This is a genomic window from Nitrosospira multiformis, from assembly GCF_900110185.1.
GTDB lineage: Bacteria > Pseudomonadota > Gammaproteobacteria > Burkholderiales > Nitrosomonadaceae > Nitrosospira > Nitrosospira multiformis_A.
In genome coordinates this window covers 130,613-152,115 of the sequence record NZ_FOCT01000007.1, presented here as the reverse complement: position 1 = coordinate 152,115, position 21,503 = coordinate 130,613, and the positions used below count along the sequence as shown (strand labels likewise).

General features: G+C 53.3%; 18 protein-coding genes and 1 pseudogene. 12 read left to right on the top strand and 7 right to left on the bottom strand.

Annotated features, from left to right (window positions below; all coding sequences use genetic code 11):
* Positions 1 to 272: 272 nt before the first annotated feature.
* The 6 genes from BMY01_RS09820 to BMY01_RS09795 all read left to right on the top strand — a co-directional run bounded on the left by BMY01_RS09820 (position 273) and on the right by BMY01_RS09795 (position 9,380).
* Positions 273 to 3,053, top strand: a complete 2,781-nt coding sequence (locus BMY01_RS09820; protein WP_074746696.1) for a valine--tRNA ligase — start codon at positions 273 to 275, stop codon at positions 3,051 to 3,053.
* A gap of 118 nt (positions 3,054 to 3,171) precedes the next feature.
* A complete protein-coding gene (adk, locus tag BMY01_RS09815; RefSeq protein ID WP_074746810.1) occupies positions 3,172 to 3,825 on the top strand; it encodes an adenylate kinase in 654 nt (217 codons plus the stop codon).
* Between the two features lie 190 nt (positions 3,826 to 4,015).
* Complete coding sequence (locus tag BMY01_RS09810) at positions 4,016 to 5,275, top strand: 6-phosphofructokinase (RefSeq protein WP_074746694.1); 1,260 nt, start codon at positions 4,016 to 4,018, stop codon at positions 5,273 to 5,275.
* A 151-nt stretch (positions 5,276 to 5,426) separates the two neighbouring features.
* On the top strand, positions 5,427 to 7,460 hold the full coding sequence (locus BMY01_RS09805) for a sodium-translocating pyrophosphatase (RefSeq protein WP_074746692.1): 2,034 nt from the start codon (positions 5,427 to 5,429) through the stop codon (positions 7,458 to 7,460).
* 88 nt (positions 7,461 to 7,548) lie between these two features.
* Positions 7,549 to 7,959, top strand: coding sequence for a GlcG/HbpS family heme-binding protein (locus BMY01_RS09800; RefSeq protein ID WP_074746690.1), 411 nt, complete (start codon positions 7,549 to 7,551; stop codon positions 7,957 to 7,959).
* A 350-nt stretch (positions 7,960 to 8,309) separates the two neighbouring features.
* On the top strand, positions 8,310 to 9,380 hold the full coding sequence (locus BMY01_RS09795) for an AI-2E family transporter (RefSeq protein ID WP_074746688.1): 1,071 nt from the start codon (positions 8,310 to 8,312) through the stop codon (positions 9,378 to 9,380).
* Between the two features lie 77 nt (positions 9,381 to 9,457).
* On the opposite strand, the pseudogene BMY01_RS09790 reads toward BMY01_RS09795, so the two are convergent.
* Positions 9,458 to 10,872: pseudogene (locus BMY01_RS09790) on the bottom strand (carotenoid oxygenase family protein).
* A gap of 129 nt (positions 10,873 to 11,001) precedes the next feature.
* Positions 11,002 to 11,844, bottom strand: coding sequence for an SDR family NAD(P)-dependent oxidoreductase (locus BMY01_RS09785; RefSeq protein WP_074746686.1), 843 nt, complete (start codon positions 11,842 to 11,844; stop codon positions 11,002 to 11,004).
* 243 nt (positions 11,845 to 12,087) lie between these two features.
* Here BMY01_RS09785 and BMY01_RS09780 point away from each other — a divergent pair, with 243 nt between their 5' ends.
* Entirely contained in the window at positions 12,088 to 12,789 is a 702-nt protein-coding gene (locus tag BMY01_RS09780; RefSeq protein ID WP_074746684.1) for an SDR family oxidoreductase, read from the top strand.
* A gap of 57 nt (positions 12,790 to 12,846) precedes the next feature.
* On the opposite strand, the gene BMY01_RS09775 is transcribed toward BMY01_RS09780, so the two are convergent.
* Positions 12,847 to 13,167 (bottom strand): heavy metal-binding domain-containing protein, encoded by a 321-nt coding sequence (locus tag BMY01_RS09775; protein WP_074746682.1) that lies wholly within the window; start codon positions 13,165 to 13,167, stop codon positions 12,847 to 12,849.
* A 91-nt stretch (positions 13,168 to 13,258) separates the two neighbouring features.
* Positions 13,259 to 13,531 (bottom strand): hypothetical protein, encoded by a 273-nt coding sequence (locus BMY01_RS09770; RefSeq protein WP_074746680.1) that lies wholly within the window; start codon positions 13,529 to 13,531, stop codon positions 13,259 to 13,261.
* Positions 13,532 to 13,613: 82 nt separating this feature from the next.
* Here BMY01_RS09770 and BMY01_RS09765 point away from each other — a divergent pair, with 82 nt between their 5' ends.
* The 4 genes from BMY01_RS09765 (at position 13,614) to BMY01_RS17400 (ending at position 17,707) form a co-directional block, all read left to right on the top strand.
* Positions 13,614 to 14,627: a Fe(3+) ABC transporter substrate-binding protein gene (locus tag BMY01_RS09765; RefSeq protein WP_217638645.1), complete on the top strand. Its 1,014-nt coding sequence runs from the start codon at positions 13,614 to 13,616 to the stop codon at positions 14,625 to 14,627.
* 22 nt (positions 14,628 to 14,649) lie between these two features.
* Positions 14,650 to 16,353, top strand: coding sequence for an ABC transporter permease (locus BMY01_RS09760; protein WP_081353869.1), 1,704 nt, complete (start codon positions 14,650 to 14,652; stop codon positions 16,351 to 16,353).
* Positions 16,354 to 16,380: 27 nt separating this feature from the next.
* Complete coding sequence (locus tag BMY01_RS09755; protein WP_074746678.1) at positions 16,381 to 17,454, top strand: ABC transporter ATP-binding protein; 1,074 nt, start codon at positions 16,381 to 16,383, stop codon at positions 17,452 to 17,454.
* A 73-nt stretch (positions 17,455 to 17,527) separates the two neighbouring features.
* Positions 17,528 to 17,707, top strand: coding sequence for a hypothetical protein (locus tag BMY01_RS17400; protein WP_139176848.1), 180 nt, complete (start codon positions 17,528 to 17,530; stop codon positions 17,705 to 17,707).
* Positions 17,708 to 17,777: 70 nt separating this feature from the next.
* On the opposite strand, the gene BMY01_RS09750 is transcribed toward BMY01_RS17400, so the two are convergent.
* Positions 17,778 to 18,236, bottom strand: coding sequence for a hypothetical protein (locus BMY01_RS09750; RefSeq protein WP_074746676.1), 459 nt, complete (start codon positions 18,234 to 18,236; stop codon positions 17,778 to 17,780).
* A 556-nt stretch (positions 18,237 to 18,792) separates the two neighbouring features.
* Between BMY01_RS09750 and BMY01_RS09745 the strand changes: the two genes are divergently transcribed.
* A complete protein-coding gene (locus BMY01_RS09745) occupies positions 18,793 to 19,206 on the top strand; it encodes a hypothetical protein (protein ID WP_074746674.1) in 414 nt (137 codons plus the stop codon).
* Positions 19,207 to 19,242: 36 nt separating this feature from the next.
* Here BMY01_RS09745 and BMY01_RS09740 read toward each other — a convergent pair whose 3' ends face one another.
* Complete coding sequence (locus BMY01_RS09740; RefSeq protein WP_074746672.1) at positions 19,243 to 19,395, bottom strand: tyrosine-type recombinase/integrase; 153 nt, start codon at positions 19,393 to 19,395, stop codon at positions 19,243 to 19,245.
* An 87-nt stretch (positions 19,396 to 19,482) separates the two neighbouring features.
* Positions 19,483 to 21,492 (bottom strand): hybrid sensor histidine kinase/response regulator, encoded by a 2,010-nt coding sequence (locus tag BMY01_RS09735; protein WP_139176846.1) that lies wholly within the window; start codon positions 21,490 to 21,492, stop codon positions 19,483 to 19,485.
* Positions 21,493 to 21,503: the final 11 nt, after the last annotated feature.

The window sequence follows — 21,503 nt, the reverse complement described above, 5'->3', positions numbered from 1 at the left end:
ACAATACAAACGTCATACTGGTGGAAACCGGTATCCCGTGACCCTCAAAGCACGCCATTATTGTTTGGCTGGATTTCGGGTCAGGCCCGGAATGACGAGATTCATCGTATTTGCTGCCCGGATCAATAAGGATAACGGGACAGATTCCCAATGCTTTCTCGGAATGCCCCTGACCGACAAGATGGGGATACAGTCAAAAGGGAAGACGGCCACGCTGCCGGTCCTTGCGCCTTCCGTTATAATTGCGGGTTTTCCGCCAAACGATCGACAGTATGGAACTCGAAAAAAGCTTTGATCCCCGGGCTATCGAACGCCGCTGGTATTCGCGCTGGGAGGGCGAAGGCTATTTCAGGCCTGGACCAGCGGGGACTGCGGGTAATCAAGCGCCTGCATACTGCATCATGCTGCCGCCACCCAACGTGACGGGCACGCTGCACATGGGACATGCCTTTCAACATACCTTGATGGATGCGCTGACGCGTTATCACCGGATGCGTGGAGATAACACATTATGGCAGCCGGGCACCGACCATGCTGGAATTGCGACCCAGATCGTGGTGGAACGCCAACTGGATCAGCAGAACATTGACCGGCGCGATCTGGGACGTGAGGCGTTTCTCACACGTGTGTGGGAGTGGAAAGAGGAATCCGGTTCCACCATCAGCCGCCAGATGCGCCGTATGGGCGCTTCCTGCGACTGGTCGCGCGAACGCTTCACTATGGATGAAGGCCTCTCCCGGGCCGTGACTGAAGTTTTCGTGCGGCTTTATCGCGAAGGCCTCATCTACCGCGGGGAACGTCTGGTGAACTGGGACCCTGTGCTGCAAACCGCCGTTTCTGACCTCGAAGTGGTATCGGTAGAAGAAGAAGGATCGCTCTGGCATATTCTTTATCCCTTCGAAAAGGATGCCGGAGGAAATCAGGATGGCGCAAAACCGGAAGGACTGATTGTTGCCACTACCCGCCCGGAAACCATGCTGGGCGATATGGCGGTAGCCGTACATCCCGACGATGCGCGCTACCGGCACCTGATCGGTCGCCACGTGCGCCTGCCATTATGCGAGCGCAGCATACCCATCATCGCAGACACTTATGTCGACCCGGCATTCGGCACGGGGTGCGTCAAGATCACTCCCGCGCACGATTTCAACGACTACCAGATAGGACAACGGCACAAACTCGTTCCGCTCGGTATTCTCACCCTGGATGGGAAAATCAATGACTTGGCGCCCGCCGAGTATCAGGGATTGGATCGTTTTGCGGCCCGCAGGAAAATTGTCGCCGATCTGGAAGGACAGAATCTGCTGGTTGAAACAAAACCGCACAAGCTGATGGTGCCGCGCGGGGATCGCACCCAGGCTGTCGTTGAACCGATGCTGACCGATCAATGGTATGTCAGCATGAACGGTCTGGCGAGGCGAGGCCTGGAGGCGGTGGCAAGTGGAGAAGTGAAATTCATTCCGGAAAACTGGGCGCACGTATATAACCAGTGGCTTGAAAACATCCAGGACTGGTGTATTTCCCGCCAGTTATGGTGGGGCCATCGGATTCCCGCTTGGTACGACGAGGACAATAACATCTTTGTCGCGCATAACCTGGAGGAAGCGCAACGGCTGGCGGGCGAGCGCAAGCTGATGCAGGACGAGGATGTGCTGGATACCTGGTTTTCATCCGCACTGTGGCCATTCTCCACCTTGGGCTGGCCGGAAAAAACACCCGAGCTTGAAACATTCCTGCCGACCTCGGTTCTGGTTACCGGCTTCGACATCATTTTTTTCTGGGTAGCGCGCATGGTGATGATGTCCCTGCATTTCACCGGCAAAGTGCCTTTCCGGGAGGTATATATCACCGGCCTCATCCGCGATGCGGAAGGCCATAAGATGAGCAAATCCAGAGGCAATGTGCTGGACCCACTGGATCTTATCGACGGCATTGCATTGCCGGATCTGATGGCCAAACGCACCAGCGGTCTGATGAACCCGCGGCAGGCCGAATCCATCGAAAAAACCACCCGTAAGCAGTTTCCGGAGGGAATCCCGGCGTTCGGCACTGATGCGCTGCGCTTTACTTTTGCCAGCCTCGCCTCTCATGGCCGCGACATCAAGTTCGATATGCAGCGCTGCGAAGGCTACCGGAATTTCTGCAACAAGCTCTGGAATGCGGCGCGCTACGTGCTGATGAATTGCGAAGGCAAAGATACCGGCGTGGCGGAATCGATGCATCTGGAATATTCGGATGCCGACCGCTGGATCATCAGCCGGCTGCAACAAGCGGAAACTGCGGTCGCGCAGGCTTATCAGGATTACCGCTTTGACATGGCAGCCCGCGAAATCTACGAATTCGTCTGGGATGAGTATTGCGACTGGTATCTGGAGTTCGCCAAGGTACAACTGAATTCCGGCAACGAAGTGGTACAGCGCACTACCCGCCGCACCCTGGCTCGCGTCCTGGAAACGGCTTTAAGACTTGCCCACCCCCTCATTCCATTTATTACTGAAGAATTGTGGCAGAACATTGCCCCGCTCGCTGGCAAGCAAGGGGTGAGCATCATGTTGCAACCCTACCCTCAAGCCGATCCCTCCAGACTCGACGAAACCGCAATCGGGAATATCGCTGCGCTCAAGGAGATGATCAATGCCTGCCGCACGCTACGGGGCGAAATGAACCTCTCCCCGGCATCGAGGGTACCGCTTCTGGCCGTAGGCGACGGAAAAACACTCGCCAGCTTTTCTCCCTATCTGAAGGCGCTGGCCAAATTGTCGGATATCGAAATCGAACAGGATCTGCCTCCCGCCGAAGCACCGGTGGCAATCGTCGGTGAATTCAGGCTGATGCTGAAAATCGATATTGATATTGCTGCGGAGCGTGAGCGGCTGACCAAAGAGCTCGACCGTGTCCAGACGGAAATGGAGAAGGCGCAAACCAAGCTCGCCAACAGTAATTTTGTGGCGCGCGCACCGGCAAAGGTGGTGGAACAGGAAAAAGAACGCCTTGCCAATTTCGGCACGACATTGGGGAAACTGAAAGAGCAACTTCAGAAACTGGGTTGCTGAATCGGGTCAAAAAGTTCAAGAGGCGGATGGCCTGCGCTATAATCTCTTGTTTGACAACAAAATCGGTCTCGCCTCCCGCCTCGCCAGCGGGCTTTATAAAAAGGAAAAAGGAGGAATAATCATAATCGTCTTATTGGGTGGTCCCGGCGCGGGAAAGGGAACTCAAGCCAACTTCATCAAGGAGCATTTCGGCATTCCGCAGATATCGACAGGAGACATGCTGCGCGCGGCTGTCAAGGAAGGCACCGAACTGGGTCTCATGGCCAAAAAGATCATGGACGAGGGCGGTCTTGTTCCGGATGACGTTATCATCGGTCTGGTGAAAGCGCGCATTGCACAGCCGGATTGCAGCAAGGGTTTTCTGTTTGATGGCTTTCCCCGCACCATCCCGCAGGCGGATGCAATGAAGGCTGCCAAAGTGCCTGTCCAATTCGTCATTGAAATTGATGTATCCGACGAAGAGATTGTCAGGCGCCTCTCCGGGCGACGGGTACATCCCGCCTCGGGACGTATTTACCATCTGATATTCAGTCCGCCCCGGGTCGATGAGAAGGATGATGTAACCGGCGAGCCGCTGATACAGCGTGATGATGATAAAGAGGAAACGATCCGGAAACGGCTCGAAATCTATCACGCCCAGACCGAACCATTGGTAGAATACTACGCCAGATGGTCAGCTAGTGGCGAAAAAGATGCTCCCAGGTATGTGAAAATCACGGGAGCCGGATCAGTGGAAACAATTCGCGACGCCATTTTTGCGTCGCTGAGGTAGCTTCAGTCAAAACTCCTGGTGGAACTCAAGCCTGGTATCACCGCCGTTTTAATTCGCTAAGAGAGCAATACGCAGCGGCAGTAATCCTCGTTGCCGTTTGCATGATGGCGCCAGCACTGTTGCGCCACGGGAGAAAGCGTGCGTACGCTGACGGTAGATGTTGGAAGATTTAAATAATCGGGGGAGAAATATGGCAGCAAAAAATGCTTTTTATGCTCAATCCGGCGGCGTTACGGCCGTCATCAATGCTTCCGCAGCCGGTGTAATTGAAACCGCCCGCAAGCAAAGCGGAAAGATAGGCAGGATTTATGCGGGGCGCAACGGGATCATCGGCGCGCTTACGGAGGATCTGATCGATACCGGCCAGGAATCCGATGCCGCAATCAGCGCCTTGCGGTACACACCCTCCGGAGCATTCGGGTCCTGCCGCTACAAACTGAAAAGCCTTGAACAGAACCGGCGGGAATATGAACGCCTGATCGAAGTATTCAAGGCTCATGACATCGGCTATTTCTTCTACAACGGCGGTGGCGATTCAGCGGACACATGTCTCAAGGTATCGCAACTGTCCGGCACACTTGGCTATCCCATTCAGGCCATTCATGTGCCAAAAACGGTGGATAACGACCTTCCCATCACGGACTGCTGTCCCGGCTTCGGCTCCGTGGCGAAGTACATCGCCGTATCCACGCTCGAGGCCAGCTTCGATGTGGCAAGCATGTCAGCAACGTCCACGAAGGTGTTCGTACTGGAAGTAATGGGACGGCACGCCGGCTGGATAGCAGCCGCTGGAGGCTTGGCGTCCAGCCCGGAGCGTGAAATTCCCGTTGTCATTCTCTTCCCCGAAATCAGCTTCGACAAACAGAAATTCCTCGCCAAAGTGGATAGTTGTGTCAAGAAATTCGGCTACTGCTCGGTAGTGGTATCGGAGGGCGTAAAAGGAGATGACGGCAAATTTCTTTCCGATCAGGGGGTGCGTGACGCGTTCGGGCACGCGCAATTGGGAGGAGTAGCGCCGGTGGTGGCAAACATGGTGAAGGAAGGACTCGGGCTCAAATATCACTGGGGTGTAGCGGACTATCTGCAACGTGCGGCGCGTCACATCGCGTCCAAAACCGACGTTGAGCAAGCATACGCCATGGGCCAGGCCGCGGTGGAATTCGCCGTTCAGGGACACAACTCGGTGATGCCTACCATAGAACGCATTTCCGCCAGACCCTACCAGTGGAAAGTAGGCATGGCGCAGTTGTCGCAAGTCGCCAATGTCGAAAAAATGATGCCAGAGAACTTTATCACTGAAGATGGTTTTGGCATCACCGACCAATGTCGGGAGTATCTGGCACCGCTCATCGAGGGTGAAGACTATCCACCCTACAGGGATGGCCTGCCGGATTACGTACGGCTGAAAAACGTGGCGGTCGCGAAAAAACTGGGCGGCTTCACGCTTTGAGCCGCTTTAACCTGGCGTAACTGGAATCGCATACATATTGTTCGCAGGCGCTCGTATTCAGCGGCAAATAATCGATCGCAATGCCTATGCAAACGATAAGACTGGATTTTTGTACGTGTTTCCTTGTAGCCCATTTTTACTGGAGATTTAAATGAGTACTGGTTTAATCATCGCAATTGGTTGCGCGATGGCGGCACTCCTCTATGGAGTGGTTTCGATAAGGTGGATTGTAGCGTTGCCAGCAGGCAACGAACGCATGCGGGAAATTGCCACGGCGATTCAACAGGGTGCCTCGGCTTATCTGAACCGCCAATACACCACCATCAGCATAGTGGGTGTTATTCTGCTGATGGCAATCTTTCTTGCTTTGGGCTGGCAGACTGCCGTTGGGTTTGCTTTGGGCGCATTTTTGTCGGGGCTGACCGGGTATATCGGCATGAACGTATCCGTGCGTGCGAATGTACGTACGGCGGAAGCAGCGCGGCACGGTCTCAACGCAGCGCTGGATGTTGCCTTCAAGGGGGGGGCCATTACCGGTATGCTGGTGGTTGGCCTGGGTTTGCTGGGCGTAGCTGGCTACTTTGCCCTTCTGGTCAGTATGGGCGCAAGTGAATCGCAAGCAACTCATGCTTTGGTGGGCGTCGCCTTCGGAAGCTCGCTGATCTCCATTTTCGCCCGTCTCGGCGGCGGAATTTTCACGAAGGGCGCTGACGTTGGTGCCGACCTGGTTGGCAAGGTGGAAGCGGGTATCCCTGAGGACGATCCGCGCAATCCTGCGGTGATCGCCGACAACGTGGGTGACAACGTGGGCGATTGTGCCGGAATGGCTGCGGACCTGTTTGAAACCTACGCCGTTACCATTATCGCGACCATGCTGCTGGGTGGACTGCTCATCACCGACGCCGGGCCGAACGCGGTGCTCTATCCGCTGGTATTGGGCGGCGTCTCGATTATTGCTTCCATCATTGGCTGTTACTTTGTCAAGGCACGTGAGGGTGGCAAGATCATGAATGCGCTATACCGTGGTCTGGCGGTCGCCGGGGGACTTGCCGCAATTGCTTACTATCCCATCACCGCCATAATGCTGGGCGATGGCGTAATGATCGAGGGGAAGCTGGTTTCCTCAACCAATCTTTACCTCTCTGTACTGGTTGGTCTGGCGCTCACGGCCGCCATGGTATGGATCACTGAATACTACACCTCAACGGAATTCAAACCGGTACGCCATATCGCAGAAGCATCTAGCACCGGTCACGGCACCAATGTCATTGCGGGTCTGGGTGTTTCGATGAAAGCGACTGCTTGGCCGGTTATTGTCGTATGTCTTTCTATCTGGATCACATACGAACTGGCAGGTCTGTATGGCATTGCCATCGCCGCCACCTCGATGCTTTCGATGGCCGGAATTATCGTTGCCCTCGATGCCTACGGTCCCATTACGGACAATGCCGGTGGAATCGCCGAAATGTCCGGCTTGCCGTCGGAAGTACGTGATATCACCGATCCTCTGGATGCCGTTGGCAATACCACCAAGGCTGTGACCAAGGGTTACGCAATCGGCTCTGCTGGCCTGGCTGCGCTGGTTTTGTTCGCCGACTACACCCATGCACTCGCGAGCGGCGGTAAATCTGTGAACTTTGATTTGTCCGATCATATGGTCATCATCGGTTTGTTTCTGGGCGGGATGGTTCCCTACCTGTTTGGCGCGATGGCAATGGAAGCCGTGGGCCGTGCTGCCGGCTCAGTAGTGGTGGAAGTCCGGCGCCAGTTCAAGGAAATCCCCGGAATCATGGAAGGAACTGGCAAACCGGACTATTCCCGAGCGGTGGATATGGTAACGAGGGCGGCGATCAAGGAAATGATCATTCCCTCGCTGCTCCCTGTGGCGGTGCCTCTGATCGTCGGCCTCATGCTGGGTCCGGTTGCCCTTGGCGGCGTACTGATCGGCGCGATCATTACGGGCATTTTCGTGGCAATTTCGATGACCGCTGGCGGTGGGGCGTGGGATAATGCCAAGAAATACATTGAAGACGGCAACTTCGGTGGAAAAGGTTCTGAAGCGCATAAGGCAGCCGTTACAGGCGATACAGTGGGTGATCCCTACAAGGACACTGCGGGTCCGGCCGTGAACCCGCTCATCAAGATCATGAATATCGTGGCGCTCCTGATTGTGCCGTTGTTGTAATTTTTTGCGTTCTCCAAAACACGCCGGACCTTCCGGCGTGTTTTGTTTTGGGACCTCAGATCTCACATATACCCGGAGGGCTTGCTTTATGAATAAAAAAAACGTGCTCACGCTCGACGATGCCAAGGTTATTGCGGCCGCTGCGGAAGCAGAAGCCACGCGCAACAACTGGCCGGTGGTGATTGCGATCGTCGATGACGGCGCTCATCTTATCCACTTGCTGCGCCTCGATGAGACACAATTTGGCAGTATCGAAGTTGCAATACAAAAGGCGCGGGCAGCCATTGCATTCCGCCGTCCCACCAAAATCTGGGAAGAACAGGTGGCTGCCGGAAGCATCCGTTATCTTGGTCTGCCGGGCACTCTACCCATTGAGGGGGGGCTGCCGATCGTGGCGGAAGGGCAGTTCATCGGCGCCGTGGGAGTAAGCGGTGTGCGCTCCCACCAGGATGCGCAGATTGCCCAGGCAGGACTGGATGCGCTCTTCAAGAATGCCTGAGAAGACTGCTTGACTTAGGGAACTGCTCAAATCCTCCGTCGCGCCTGCGACGGATTTGTTCAGCGGTTCCTTAGAACGTACAACGAATATCCTGCACTCAAAGCCTACTGCTATCCCTTCTCCTGACAGGCCGGGTGCAAGTCCGGGGTGGCAGCCCCAGCAAAAGAATATTTCCTCTTGCGCCCCGTATCTCAGGCTTCGTACTCCCAGACCTGGCAATCGACTCTATCAGTTCGCCGCCTGAGTTTACTTTTTATTTTCTTTTTCGTATCCCTCTATCAACTTGAGGCTGAGTTAAGGTAGGATGGCTCCATAATGTCATCGTAACCGGTTATTAAACGTATTTGCACATGAACTCCCCCGAGTTGCGGCAAAAGGCCTTTTTACTGATGTTGAGTGCCGTCTCCGTGGCATTCATCTGGATACTGCTGCCTTTTTATGGCACGGTATTCTGGGCGGCAGTTCTTGCCATCATATTTACACCGTTTCATCGCAAGTTGCTGGCTGCCGTGGGACAGCGGCGCAACCTCGCCGCGTTCACCACATTGTTGCTCGTTCTGGTCATCGTGATTCTTCCGGTCACCCTGATGACAATCTCACTGCTGCAGGAAGGAATCGTCGTTTATCAGAAGATTCGTTCGGGGGAATTGAATTTCGGCATGTATTTCCAGCAGATCGCGAGCGCCGCGCCCCCGTGGCTGGTCAACCTGCTCGATCGTTCAGGACTCACCAATATCACCGAGTTGCAGGATATGCTGTCAAGCGGCGTCCTGCGCGGCAGTCAGTTCATTGCTACGCACGCTCTCAGCCTCGGCCAGAACGCTTTTGAATTTCTGGTGAGCTTTGCCATCATGCTGTATCTGCTCTTTTTTCTGCTGCGCGATGGGGACAGCCTGGCGGCCAAGATCAAGCAGGCCATGCCCCTTACCATGGAACACAAACGGCACTTGTCCAGCAAATTCACTACGGTCATTCGCGCCACCGTCAAGGGCAACGTCGCCGTTGCCGCCATTCAGGGCGCCCTGGGGGGTCTCATATTTTATTTTCTCGGCATCCAAGGAGCCTTGCTGTGGGGCTTCGTGATGGCGTTTCTTTCCCTGATACCGGCAGTCGGCGCCGGCCTCATCTGGATCCCGGTGGCCATCTACTTCCTCTTTACTGGCGCTGTCTGGCAGGGTACCGTGCTCATCGCGTTCGGCGTGTTCGTAATCGGATTGGTGGACAACCTCTTACGCCCCGTCCTGGTGGGACGAGATACGAAGATGCCGGATTACATAGTGCTCATCTCGACACTCGGGGGACTGGTCCTGTTCGGCCTCAATGGCTTTGTGATCGGACCGGTTATCGCAGCATTGTTCATGTCCGCATGGGATCTCTTCGCTGCATCAATGGAGACTCCCAGGATCGAAAAAAAAGATTGAGGCGCAAGATAGGCTTCGCCTGAAATGAAGTTCAAGAGAAGCCAGGACGGGATCAGGAACGGGAGTTGTGATCGTGATTACGAACGAATATACGCTCCGTGGAAACCAAATGGTACGTGCTGGGGAACATTTGCACGAGCAATTTCCGACAAATCTCGCGCATTGAGCAGCAGCAGATATGAATTGTTCGCAGTAGAATCCAGGACCACCGTCAGCAATATGCCGCCGTCCTCGGATTGAGTGTCTGGCCCTGCCACAAATACGGGCTCGCTAGGATATTGACCATCCTGCCGCCACTCCTTGACGTCGCCTGTCAGATCAAATTTAACGACAGTATCAAGAAAAGCCGATTCCCCCTGTCTTGCAATACCATTCGCGTAAATATATCGGTATGTTTTGCTGTTGCATTGCTCATAATTTATGCGCGGCAGTTCGGCTGAATGGTCAACCAACCTTCGGGAACTACGGTGCCGGCGGACACGTTGATAGTAAATCGCCTTAATTCGTTTTTAGGGTATGCCTCCTGATTCCGTTTGTTGAGTAATGAGTTCAGGTAGAAGTACTCCACTACATCCGCATCGGGATACACAATAATGTCGAGGTCTATTTTGCTATGGTCGTTATTATCAAATGCATTGACGTGGTGAAAGCCGAACCAAGCTTCGTCAGTGTGCGCATATCTGCCTTCCCCCGTCTGGCGATCAACAAGCGAGAAGCGCGTGCCGCGCTCAGGTTTCCATGTGTAGTTTGCTATAAATGGCTTACCTCTTACCAACATGCTTATTGGATTCACCACCAACGGAAATTCCATCAAAATCAAATATTGCTGGCTGAGTCCAAAACTATGCATATACGATGGTCTGTCTGTGCTGTAGCTGCCTATCAGTTGGCGCTTTTTGCTGCCATCAGACAACCTGTAGACGTTGTATGTGGATTTGCGACCAAAGCTGAGCAGGTAGTTAAATTGATCACCTTGATCCTGATGCGGATGAGCGGTTGTCAAATTCCCCTTCAGCCCGTCGCTGTAACTGACAATACCCATAGTCTTGAGGGTATCTACCTCGAAAGCAACGGGTAGCGGAGTCTCTGTTTGAGCTACAAATTCTTTGGCAATCTTTCCGATAGACACATTAGCATTGGCGCCGGATGTTGACCCTGTAAAGACTTGAGTAATACGCTTGAACAAAGAGCGACAGGGATCAGTGGCAAATTCTCCATATTTCATTTTTCCGTCTTTAGCCGCTCGAAGAGCGGGAGTGTCGAGGAACCTATTCGCGTAGCTGACGTGGCCATTGGCAATATCGAACTTATGCAGCATTGCCAGGCCATCGAACCAGTGGTTAAGTGTCTTGCCTTCCAAACGGAAACGGGCAGGACCGTTACGCACGAGCGTGCCGGATAGCCAGTCGGGAATAACGCCCTCTACCTCTAGCGAAGAAACAGTGATTTCTTTTGTTTGATCTGCAAACCCTTTCTTATAATCGCATGTCATTTTGGCATCTCCTTCATTCGCCCCTCCTTTGTTGCAAAAGCAGAGAGTGAATGTTCATGAAAATCGGCTGGGCACGCGTCCCGAATCGATGACAGAACGATGACAGAACCCTGGCTCGTAGATGGGTAGTCATTTCGATTGATAGCTCATTCCCCGGGAAAATTTCATCCGGAGCCGAACCGTCCAAGCGAAGATGCGCCCCCCAAGTAGCCATCTTGCCATAACCGACATTTTGGAATCGAGAGGCAGTGCATGACGGACGGGAGGTCGTGATACTTTCACTGCGCTCAATACGGCCTGTGCAATGATTTCCGGACCTGGGGCTTCGGGTTCTCCCACCACCAGATTGTATACACCCGCAAGAAGTCTTTTATAGGCTGCGGGGTGCGGGATTCTCTCCATTGCCCTCAACTGGTTTGGCACAAACTCGGTCTTTATCAATCCGGGGGCAATCAGCACGACATTGATGCCGAACTCCATCACTTCCCCTCGCACTGCGTCAGTCAACGCTTCGATGGCATACTTCGAGGCCGAATACCAACCGAAACCAGGAACTGAAATCCTGCTCAGCGCGGAGACGATATTGACGATACACCCCGATCGCTGCTCCCGCATATGCGGAAGCACTGCTTGCATGAATCTCGCATAGCCAAAAAGATTGACCTCGAGCTGCCAATGCGCGGTTTCGAGCGGAACACATTCGACGGCGCCCGGTTGACAGATCGCGGCGTTATTCACTAGCACATCGATTCGCCCGTGGGTCGATATGATGTGGGCTACCGCTTGGCGGACAGCTGCATCATCGGTCACATCCAGGCAAATGGGCTCGATATGGCTGGAGCGTATCTGTTCCAGCCTGTGCATGCGGCGGGCGAGAGCGAATACATAATATCCGTTCTGGGCAAGAAGTTCTGCTGTTGCTCTGCCGATGCCACTGGAAGCACCGGTTACCAACGCGATCCTGTCGGCCATATGTTTCTTCCTTTTAGGGTTGCCATTCCTTGGGCTTTCTATACATAATGAGCCAGGCACATGGCTCGCCAGGACAATTCCTGGTTTTGTTACCGGGACAGATCTCCGGTTTCCTGCCTGGAACCGCAATACTGGTTAGCATGCAGTAAAATTCATCCTCCGATACTTCTTTATAGTACCTGTCACGCCACGAGCTCGTTTCTCCCGAATACCTGATCCTTATATCCCCATGAGGAGAAGATTATGAAAACTGTACTCATCACAGGCGCAAACCGTGGAATTGGACTTGAATTCGCACGTCAATACGCAGCGGAAGGCTGGCATGTTCTTGCCTGCGCGCGCCATCCCGAGAAAGCAGGAGAACTTCAAACGTTGGCAAGCCAGCATCCGGAGCGGATGAAGATACATACGCTTGATGTTGCCGATCACCGGCAAATCGACGAACTGGGGCGGTCTCTTTCCGGCGAATCCATCGATCTGCTTCTCAACAATGCCGGTATCTATGCAGAGGCGCATCGTTCGGGAATATTCAGGAGCGAGGATTACGAAGCCTGGATGCGTACGTTTCTGATCAATACCATGGCGACACTCAAGATGGCGCAGACATTTGCATCACAGATCGCCCGAAGCAGTCAAAAAAAGATTGTGACCATCAGCAGTAAAATGGGCAGTATCGAGGACAATGATGGCGGGGGAAGCTATATGTACCGGTCCAGCAAGGCGGCGGTGAACATGGTGGTCAAATCGCTTTCGATTGACCTGAAACAGGCGGGAGTAATTGCGGTGGTACTGCATCCGGGATGGGTGAAAACGGACATGGGAGGACCCAATGCCTTGATCTCGCCTGTTCAAAGCGTATCCGGCATGCGGCAGGTGATCGATCGCCTCACCCTTAAGGATTCCGGCAGCTTCATTGAGTACGACGGCAAGCTGGTGCCGTGGTAGAGGATTCCTGCCGGATTGATTACTGATCTGGCTGCGCAATAAGCTCCCGCGCTCCGGTTATTCGACGATTACAGCCGTGCCGCTTGCGGAAACCATGAGCATGCCATTTTCTTTTCCCAGTACCTCGTAGTCGATATCGATGCCCACTACTGCATTCGCTCCAAGGTCGCGCGCACGCTGCTGCAGTTCTTCGAGCGCGATGTCCCGCGCGCGCTGCAACTCTTTCTCGTAGGTTCCGGAGCGTCCACCCACCAGATCGCGGATTCCCGCAAAGAGGTCCTTGAATATATTGGCGCCCAGAACTGCTTCGCCCGCCACCACCCCGCAATATCGCGTAATACGCTTCCCATCGATGCCCGGTGTTGTAGTAAGTTGCATATTTCTCCTGTTCAGAATTAGGGAACTGTTAAAGGCCAGGACGCTTCCATCGCACCGGTAGCGAATCTCCATTCCCAATGGGAGATACCGCTCATGATCCGCCTGCTTTGGAGGGCCGCTTGCGAATTTTCTTCAGGGGCCTTCGCCCTGGCCCTGGCACAGCATCCCGGGACCGGGGTTGTTCTGGAGGTATGGCACCTTTACGGCGGACATTCCGATCCGGCGTGGTGGCCCGGTTTACCGGGGTAAGCGCGATTTCGAGTTCGTTGATCTCATCCCATTGAGCTTCGGTACGCTGCCTCTCTGGTATCGCAAGGAGCTGCTGCAAGCGCTGATACGGAAGAACTTGTTCTGGCTCATCCATGATATATTAACGTGCCGCTTTGCTGATAATTATTATCATTTATAATATTAGCCTTTCTGCCTTTATATCCGGAGTAAATCAAATGTCCAGTGCGCGCCTCAATCGTTATCTTACCGCAATGATATGCGGTGTCACGCTATTTACCGCAGATGCATCCGGGGCGGAGGAAGTCGTCGTCTATTCGGCACGCATAGAGCAACTCATCAAGCCCATGTTCGATGCTTTTACCAAGGATAGCGGCATTGCTGTCAAATTCGTCACCGATAAGGAAGGTCCCTTGCTCGCGCGCCTCAAGGCAGAAGGCAAAAACACTCCGGCTGACGTACTGCTCACCACCGATGCCGGCAACCTGTGGGAGGCGGCGCGGGAGGGACTGCTGCGTCCGGTGGAGTCAGAAATACTCGAAACGAATGTTCCCGCTCATCTCCAGGATCCTTTGAACCGATGGTTCGGCTTATCGATACGCGCCCGTACCCTCGTTTACAACACCAACAAGGTAAAACCCTCCGACCTTTCAACCTATGAAGCGCTGGCAGATCCCAAGTGGAAGAACCGCCTGTGCGTACGCACTTCCAAGAAAGTATACAACCAGTCGCTGGTGGCAATGATGATTGCCGAGCATGGAGAACCGAAAACCGAGCAGATCGTGAAGGGCTGGGTTGCCAATCTTGCAACCGATCCTCTTTCGGATGATACCAAGGCTATGGAATACGTTGCTGCAGGGAAATGTGACGTCACTATTGTCAATACTTATTATTACGGGCGTCTGATGAAAAAGAACCCCAAACTACCGCTTGCGATTTTCTGGCCGAACCAGGACAACAGCGGCGTCCATGTAAATATTTCGGGTGCAGGCGTGACAAAATATGCGCATCACCCTCAAGCGGCGATCAAGCTGATCGAATTTCTATCCTCGGAAAAAGCGCAGAATCTGTTTGCCGACGTAAACATGGAGTATCCCGTGAACTCCAAAGTCAAAACCGATCCTGCCGTAGCCGCGTGGGGCAGTTTCAAACAGAATACGATAAATGTGAACAAAGCTGGAGAACTGCAAGCGGAAGCGGTAAAACTGATGGATCGTGCCGGCTACAAGTAAGATATAACCGGGTGATGGTCGGGTGGAGGTAGAAGCGCTTAGCGGGACAGGGACGGGAACGGAGACGACGGATAGTCAAGGCACAAGAAAGGGGTTTTTCAGCTTTCCCACCTCGAACCGTCACGCTTCCCATGGCTGGCGCCTGATACCCCTTCTGGTCGCCGCGCTGGTGCTGATACCTGTCGGCACAGTCGTTTCTTCGCTTTTTACCCCCACTGGCGAAGTCTGGCAGCACTTGGCAGAAACCACCCTGCCTGACCTGTTGGTCAATACATTCTGGCTTGCCCTGGGCGTACTTGTTGGCGTAACGGTGTTGGGCGTGAGCCTGGCGTGGTTTACCGCCGTATGCGAATTTCCCGGAAGGCGATTCTTTTCGTGGGCGCTGTTGCTGCCATTTGCCATGCCCGCGTACGTGACCGCATTCGTCGCACTGGGCCTCTTCGACTATATCGGTCCTGTTCAGACCGCGCTGCGCGAGTGGTTCGGTCCTGACCTCTTCTGGTTTCCAAATGTTCGCAGCAGGACGGGTGTCATCATCGTCATGATTTTGGCATTTTATCCCTATGTCTATCTGCTGGCGCGCAATGCCTTCCTCACCCAGGGTAAACGCTCTCTGGAAGCAGCGCAATCGCTGGGACTCGGCCGTACACAAGGTTTTTTCAAAGTAGCGCTTCCCATGGCGCGGCCGTGGATCGCCGGCGGCGCCATGCTGGCTTTGATGGAAACCCTGGCGGACTTCGGCACGGTAGCGGTCTTCAATTACGATACCTTCACTACCGCCATTTATAAAGCCTGGTTTGCCATGTTTTCCCTCCCCGCAGCCTCTCAACTCGCGTCACTGCTTATTGTGATCGTCTTTGCCATGATCATCCTTGAGCAACAGTTCCGCTCCCAGATGCGCTACGCGGAAATTCGGCAGAGTGCGAGGGCTCACCTCATCACGCTTTCTGGCTGGCAAAAGTGGGGAGTCACAGGTTTTGCCTCGGCCACGCTGTTTCTTGCATTCCTGCTGCCGGTCGCGCAACTCGCTGTATGGACAACGCACGTTTTTGCACGTGATTTCGACCAGAGATATCTGGAATTCCTCTGGCATTCACTCCTGTTGTCCGGTTTTGCAGTCCTGCTCACCTGCTCGGTCGCCCTGCTTATGGTCTATGCCGTGCGCCGCCATCCCAACCGCACCACACGTGCAGCAGTGCGCATTTCCACCCTTGGCTATGCCTTGCCCGGGACTGTTCTGGCAGTGGGAATTTTCATCCCGATAGCCTGGCTCGACAACCAGTTGAGCGAAATGGCCATGCAGTTATTTCATATGGAAACCGGACTGCTTATTCAGGGCACGCTTGCCACCATGCTGATCGCCTATATGACCCGCTTTCTCGCGGTAAGCTACAGCCCTATAGACAGCGCCATGCGGCGTATCACCAGCAGCATCGATGAGGCTGCCATGGGTCTCGGCTTGAGTGGATGGTCAATGTTGCGCCGCATCCATTTGCCGATGCTGAGGAGTGGAATATTTACCGCCGCAACCCTGGTGTTCGTGGATGTCATGAAAGAAATGCCGATCACGCTGATGACCCGGCCTTTTGGATGGGATACCCTGGCGGTAAGAATTTTCGAGATGACATCCGAAGGCGAATGGGAGCAGGCCGCCTTGCCTGCGGTGGCGCTGGTGCTGGCAGGTCTGCTACCACTGATATTTTTCATGCGGCAAAGCGAAAAATAGTTTGTAAAAAATAGGTCGGATCGCGTCATGGAAACCCTGCTTGAGCTAAGCTATATCCGCCATGCCTATGGGCAGCAAAGAGTGGTGAACGACCTGTCCTTCACCCTCGGGAAAGGGGCCATCGGATGCCTGCTGGGCCCGAGCGGTTGCGGCAAGACTACGGTGCTGAGATGCATTGCCGGTTTTGAGCCTGTTTCTGCGGGGGAAATCCTGCTCAATGGCGCCGTGATCAGCAGCAGTAGCGTCATGATTCCGCCTGAAAGACGTCATATCGGAATGGTATTTCAGGACTATGCGCTATTTCCCCATCTGTCCGTCACGGACAATATCGGCTTTGGCCTGCACAGCATGCAAAAAGGCGAACGTTCTGCACGCGTCGCCGAGATGCTTCAAACAGTAGGCCTTGCTGATTCCGCAAAAAAATACCCCCACCAGCTCTCGGGAGGGCAGCAGCAGCGGGTAGCGCTGGCGCGCGCTTTGGCGCCCCGTCCCGAATTGCTACTGCTGGACGAACCCTTCTCGAATCTGGACGTCAGTCTGCGCGGTCGCCTAAGCCTGGAAGTCCGCGACATCCTCAAAAGCCAGAATGCCACGGCTATTCTGGTAACGCACGATCAGGATGAAGCGTTTGCCATTGCGGACGAGATTGGCGTGATGCACCACGGTGAAATCCAGCAGTGGGATACGGCCTACAATCTCTACCACAAACCCGCCAATCGATTCGTTGCCAATTTCATTGGAGAAGGCGTCTTCCTTCCCGGAAAAATGCTCGACCGACAACAGGTGGAAATCGAATTGGGCACGCTGGCCGGGGACATACCGCATCAATGCGCGCCGGACTGCCAGCTATGCCAGGAGGGAAACGTGGTGGATGTGCTGATCCGCCCGGATGATATCGTGCATGATGATGCCAGTCCCGTACAAGCCAAGGTCATGCAAAAAGCATTCCGGGGCGCCGACATCCTGTATACGCTGCAACTGCCCGGCGGCAGTACCGCCCTGTCGCTCGTTCCAAGTCATCATAATCATGCGATAGGGGAAAAAATAGGAATCAGGCTGGAAGCTGAGCATGTGGTGGCCTTTAGCCACTCTGTACCATGACCATAACCAAAGTCCTGTTCCCTACCGGCGGACAGCGGTAACACCTTTCCTGGTCGAGGCATTTTGACCTGATATGGGCCCTCGATCCCAATATTATTTCTGGCGGGCGCGCAAGGCAAAAGCCGCCAAGAGTTTGGCGGCGGGAAGGCCAATGTTGCTGGGGGATGGAACGCTGCTATGGGCCATTACATCCTGGAACACCGGCGCCCGATGCAAGCAATCCTCATTCAAGCAATCCCCCATCCCCGGTTAGCTGCCATATCCTATCCGCTGCGTTGAAAAACGGATGCGTATCCACGCCACTTCAAGGCGTTGCTGGAACTTCAGATCTGGTCATTGGAGTCTGATCCGATCCCAGCATTATTCTCGTAGTTTCGCTCAGGCGGTGTTTCCGCTGAGGTGGAATAATCGCCATGGGCAAGTTCCGATGCCATTCTCTGATGAAAGGCAGCCTGCTTTAAAGTTTCCTCCGCGGCCCGCTCGTATTTATGCAATAAAGCCGAAGTATACGATTGCTTATCTTGCGCCTGTCTACCATAAAGATAGCTTTTTTCTTCGTAATGCTGAAGTAGTTTCTTTTGATCCTCTGCCTTTATCAGCATTTCTTTTGCGGCATTTCGATATTGCTTCGCCAGATTATCGTGGTCGGTATAGGTTCTCGCATTCTTTACGGCCTTGTGAATATCATCATTCTGCGCTTCGAGAGGACTCATTTGCGCGCAGGAAGCCAATAGAGCAATCGCGGACAAGATCGCAACAGCTGTTCCTGATTTCGTTTTCATGATAGTAATGAACCCAAATAGAATGAAAGCAGCTTCATCCTAACTCAGTCTATGCTATTGAGGATATTGGGGAAACCCTGGTTTTTTACTAAGGGAAACCCTTATGCAAGTTTTATATGGCGGAAGTCCGGAAAGCGTCCTGACCCCCTGACATAAGATGTCCAGTCAATGCCTGCATGATTACTGGGTACGATCATTTCAACTACAGCCAATCTGCCTACCATGCTCTTCGAAGTTAAGAACCATAAATGCAACTGAAGAGAAGCCAAAACAGGGATTGGGAGGGGGAGCTTTGACATTGGATGAATGCTCGACCCGTATCTCATCCATGGCTATTTCTTAAGTTCTTGCAGTTGATGAAGATTTCGAATTGCTACCTGTCCTGAACCCCCTAATCCATCGGGACCACAATAGCGTTCGCGCTGCTCCGGAGTACCCTTCCGTCTTGCCACTCTAAGGGTTTCCCTTAGTATAAAACCAGAGTTTCCCCAATATACGCATAGTATTGACTGAGATAGGATAAGGTCACTTTCATCCTGTTGGGTTCATTACTATCATGAAAACGAAATCAGGAAATATCTTCGCAGTGTTATCGATGGCAGCCCTACTGGGTTCGGTAAGCTCCCTGACGATGGCAGTCGAGCCCATTGACACTCCTGAGATTCGTGCGGCTGTCCAGAAGGCCACGACCCCGAGCGATCATGAGGCCGTAGCGAAATATTATGAAAATGCCGCTATGCAAATGCAGGCAAGAGTGAAGGAAGAAAAGGAATTGCTGGAGCAGTATAAGAATAAAAGCTATCTTTATGGCAGGCAAGCTCAGGATCTGCAATCGCATACTGCAGCATTAATACGTCGTCACGAGCAGACCGTCGCAGCCGACATGAAAGAAGCCGCCTTGCATCGTCAAATGGCATCGAGACTCGATGAAAACCATGCTGCGTCCGACCGCCAAAGCCCGGCAATGTGAGTGAACCGCAGCCAGGATATAGGATAAGCCCGGTTTTCAGTAACTCACCTTGAACATCGGACTATCCTCCGGCTGGGTCTTGGGATCGTAAATCCGAGTCGTGGCAATATTGGCATGCCCCAGCCACTCCTGCACCTTGGCGATGTCCGCGCCGTTATCTAGGGCATTAGTTGCGGCTCTCGCGCGCATCCCCTCTCGCGCGCATCCCGTGCGGCCCCCTGTTCTCCCCAAAAATCCCCAAAAGGTTATGTCTCTTTCAACCCTTGCCTCTTTATTTTATGTCCCGATTAAACGTTCAATAGCCGCGGTTAGCTCAGTTACGATAAGCGGCTTGGCGAGATGTGTCTGATAGCCAGCTTGAATCGCGGCATCTTTGTCAGCTGGACTAGCAAAGGCAGTTAAAGCTAAGGCGGGCAAATCCTCGCTAGTACAGCCTCGCGCACGAATCCTTTCTATTAATTTGTAGCCATCCATGTCTGGCATACCAATATCACTGACAAGTACATCGGGATGGAACGACTCAAGAGCTTGCAATGCAGCAGCACCCGATTCGACTGTAATTACTTCGGCGCCATAAGCCTGGAGAACCTCCGCCACGAGGTCACGTGTGTCTGCTATGTCGTCGACAACCAGAATACGACGGCCCGTCAATATGGCAGAAAATTCCCTTTTTTCTGATTCGTTTGGAGAATTTCCCTTTTCCGGTAACTTCCGGCAATGCACGGGAAGTGAAACGGTAAATCGAGCACCCCTGTCCCGCCCCGGGCTTGAAGCATGGATATCCCCCCCATGCAGTTTGACGAGGTGCTTGGTAATCGAAAGACCAAGCCCAAGACCTCCGTAACGACGGGTAATGGAAGCGTCCTCTTGCCCGAATTTGTCGAACACGTATGGCAGGAATTCTGGGTCAATACCCACTCCATTGTCTGATACGGCTACCTCAAAGTGGGAACCGGTTTGGCTTAACGTTATTTCAATGTGTCCACCTTGAGGAGTGAATTTAGTGGCATTAGTAAGCAGATTAATAAATACCTGCTGCAACCGATGGGGATCGCCATGCATAAAGCCGACGACAGGATGAAATACCTCGGAGAGCGTTATTTGTTTGTTTTCTACCGCAGGCCTTATTGACTCAACCGCTGCCTCCACCACTTGTCTTATCAAGACCAGCTGCAAGTTTAGGTGGAGTTTTCCTGTCACTACTAAGGAAGTATCAAGAAGATCTTCAATTAGCTTTGCCTGTAGTTGAGCGTTTCTTTCAATTATGTTTAATGAGGAAAGCAGGGCTGGGTCGTTATGATGATGAAACTTTAGCAATTGAGTTCGTCCGATTACAGCGGTAACAGGAGTGCGCAATTCATGCGACAAGACGGCTAAAAATTCATCTTTCATTTTGCTCGTCTGCTCCGCTTCATGGCGTCTTGTACGTTCGACTTCCAGCATTCGGTTACGAAGGGATATGTCCCGCAAGACAAGGGAGGTCCCGACGAGGCTACCCGTATTACTATCGTAAACGCCTGACATTAAAATCTCTAAGTCCAGGTTGCCATATGGAAGAGGGCATTTTATCTCGGCCGTTAGCGTCCGGATTCCCGCATGAATTCTCTCCAGGCATGAATCTAGGGACGACGACCAAAAGGGAAGTTTGGCGGCGTGTATTCCGTAAACAGAGTCAGCGCTTTGGTGGAATAGCCGTTCAGCGGCCCTATTCCAATACAAAACAGTGTTACAGCTATCCAGCGAGATAGTGGGATCTTGCGATTGCTCCAATAGGTTTGCCAGATAATGCTCGGATACAGCCATGCGCCGGTATTGGATACTGTCAACCGGTTTGGGAGCGGATAGCGTAAGGTTTGCCCGATCGAGCGTTGTGCGGAGACGTATGCGCTGCCGGCTGGCTTGAGCCGCCTTTTGTATCTTCTGTGGCAATTGAGGATCGCCAACTTGGATAAGCGACCAGTTGGGTCCGATCATGGGCGCATGACGCAACTCTCGCTGCAATTTTTCCAAGTATGGCCCGTCTGTCACAAAAAGCATTTGCCCTATAGGCCAAACAGAACGAATGCGGCGGGCAACAGCCAATGCATTGGGAACCGTTGGGCCGATCAGCACGACCGCGGGTTCTCTCCCGGAGGCTGTTGATTCCTTTATATCTTCGACTGCTTTATTCATGGCAGTCGACGAAACGCTGAGCTCCGCTAGCTGAACATGCTGCTCGATGACTCCGGAATACTTGTCATCCTGATTTCCATCAGATTTAATGAGTAGCACCAGCTGATAGTTCAAAGGGGGGACCT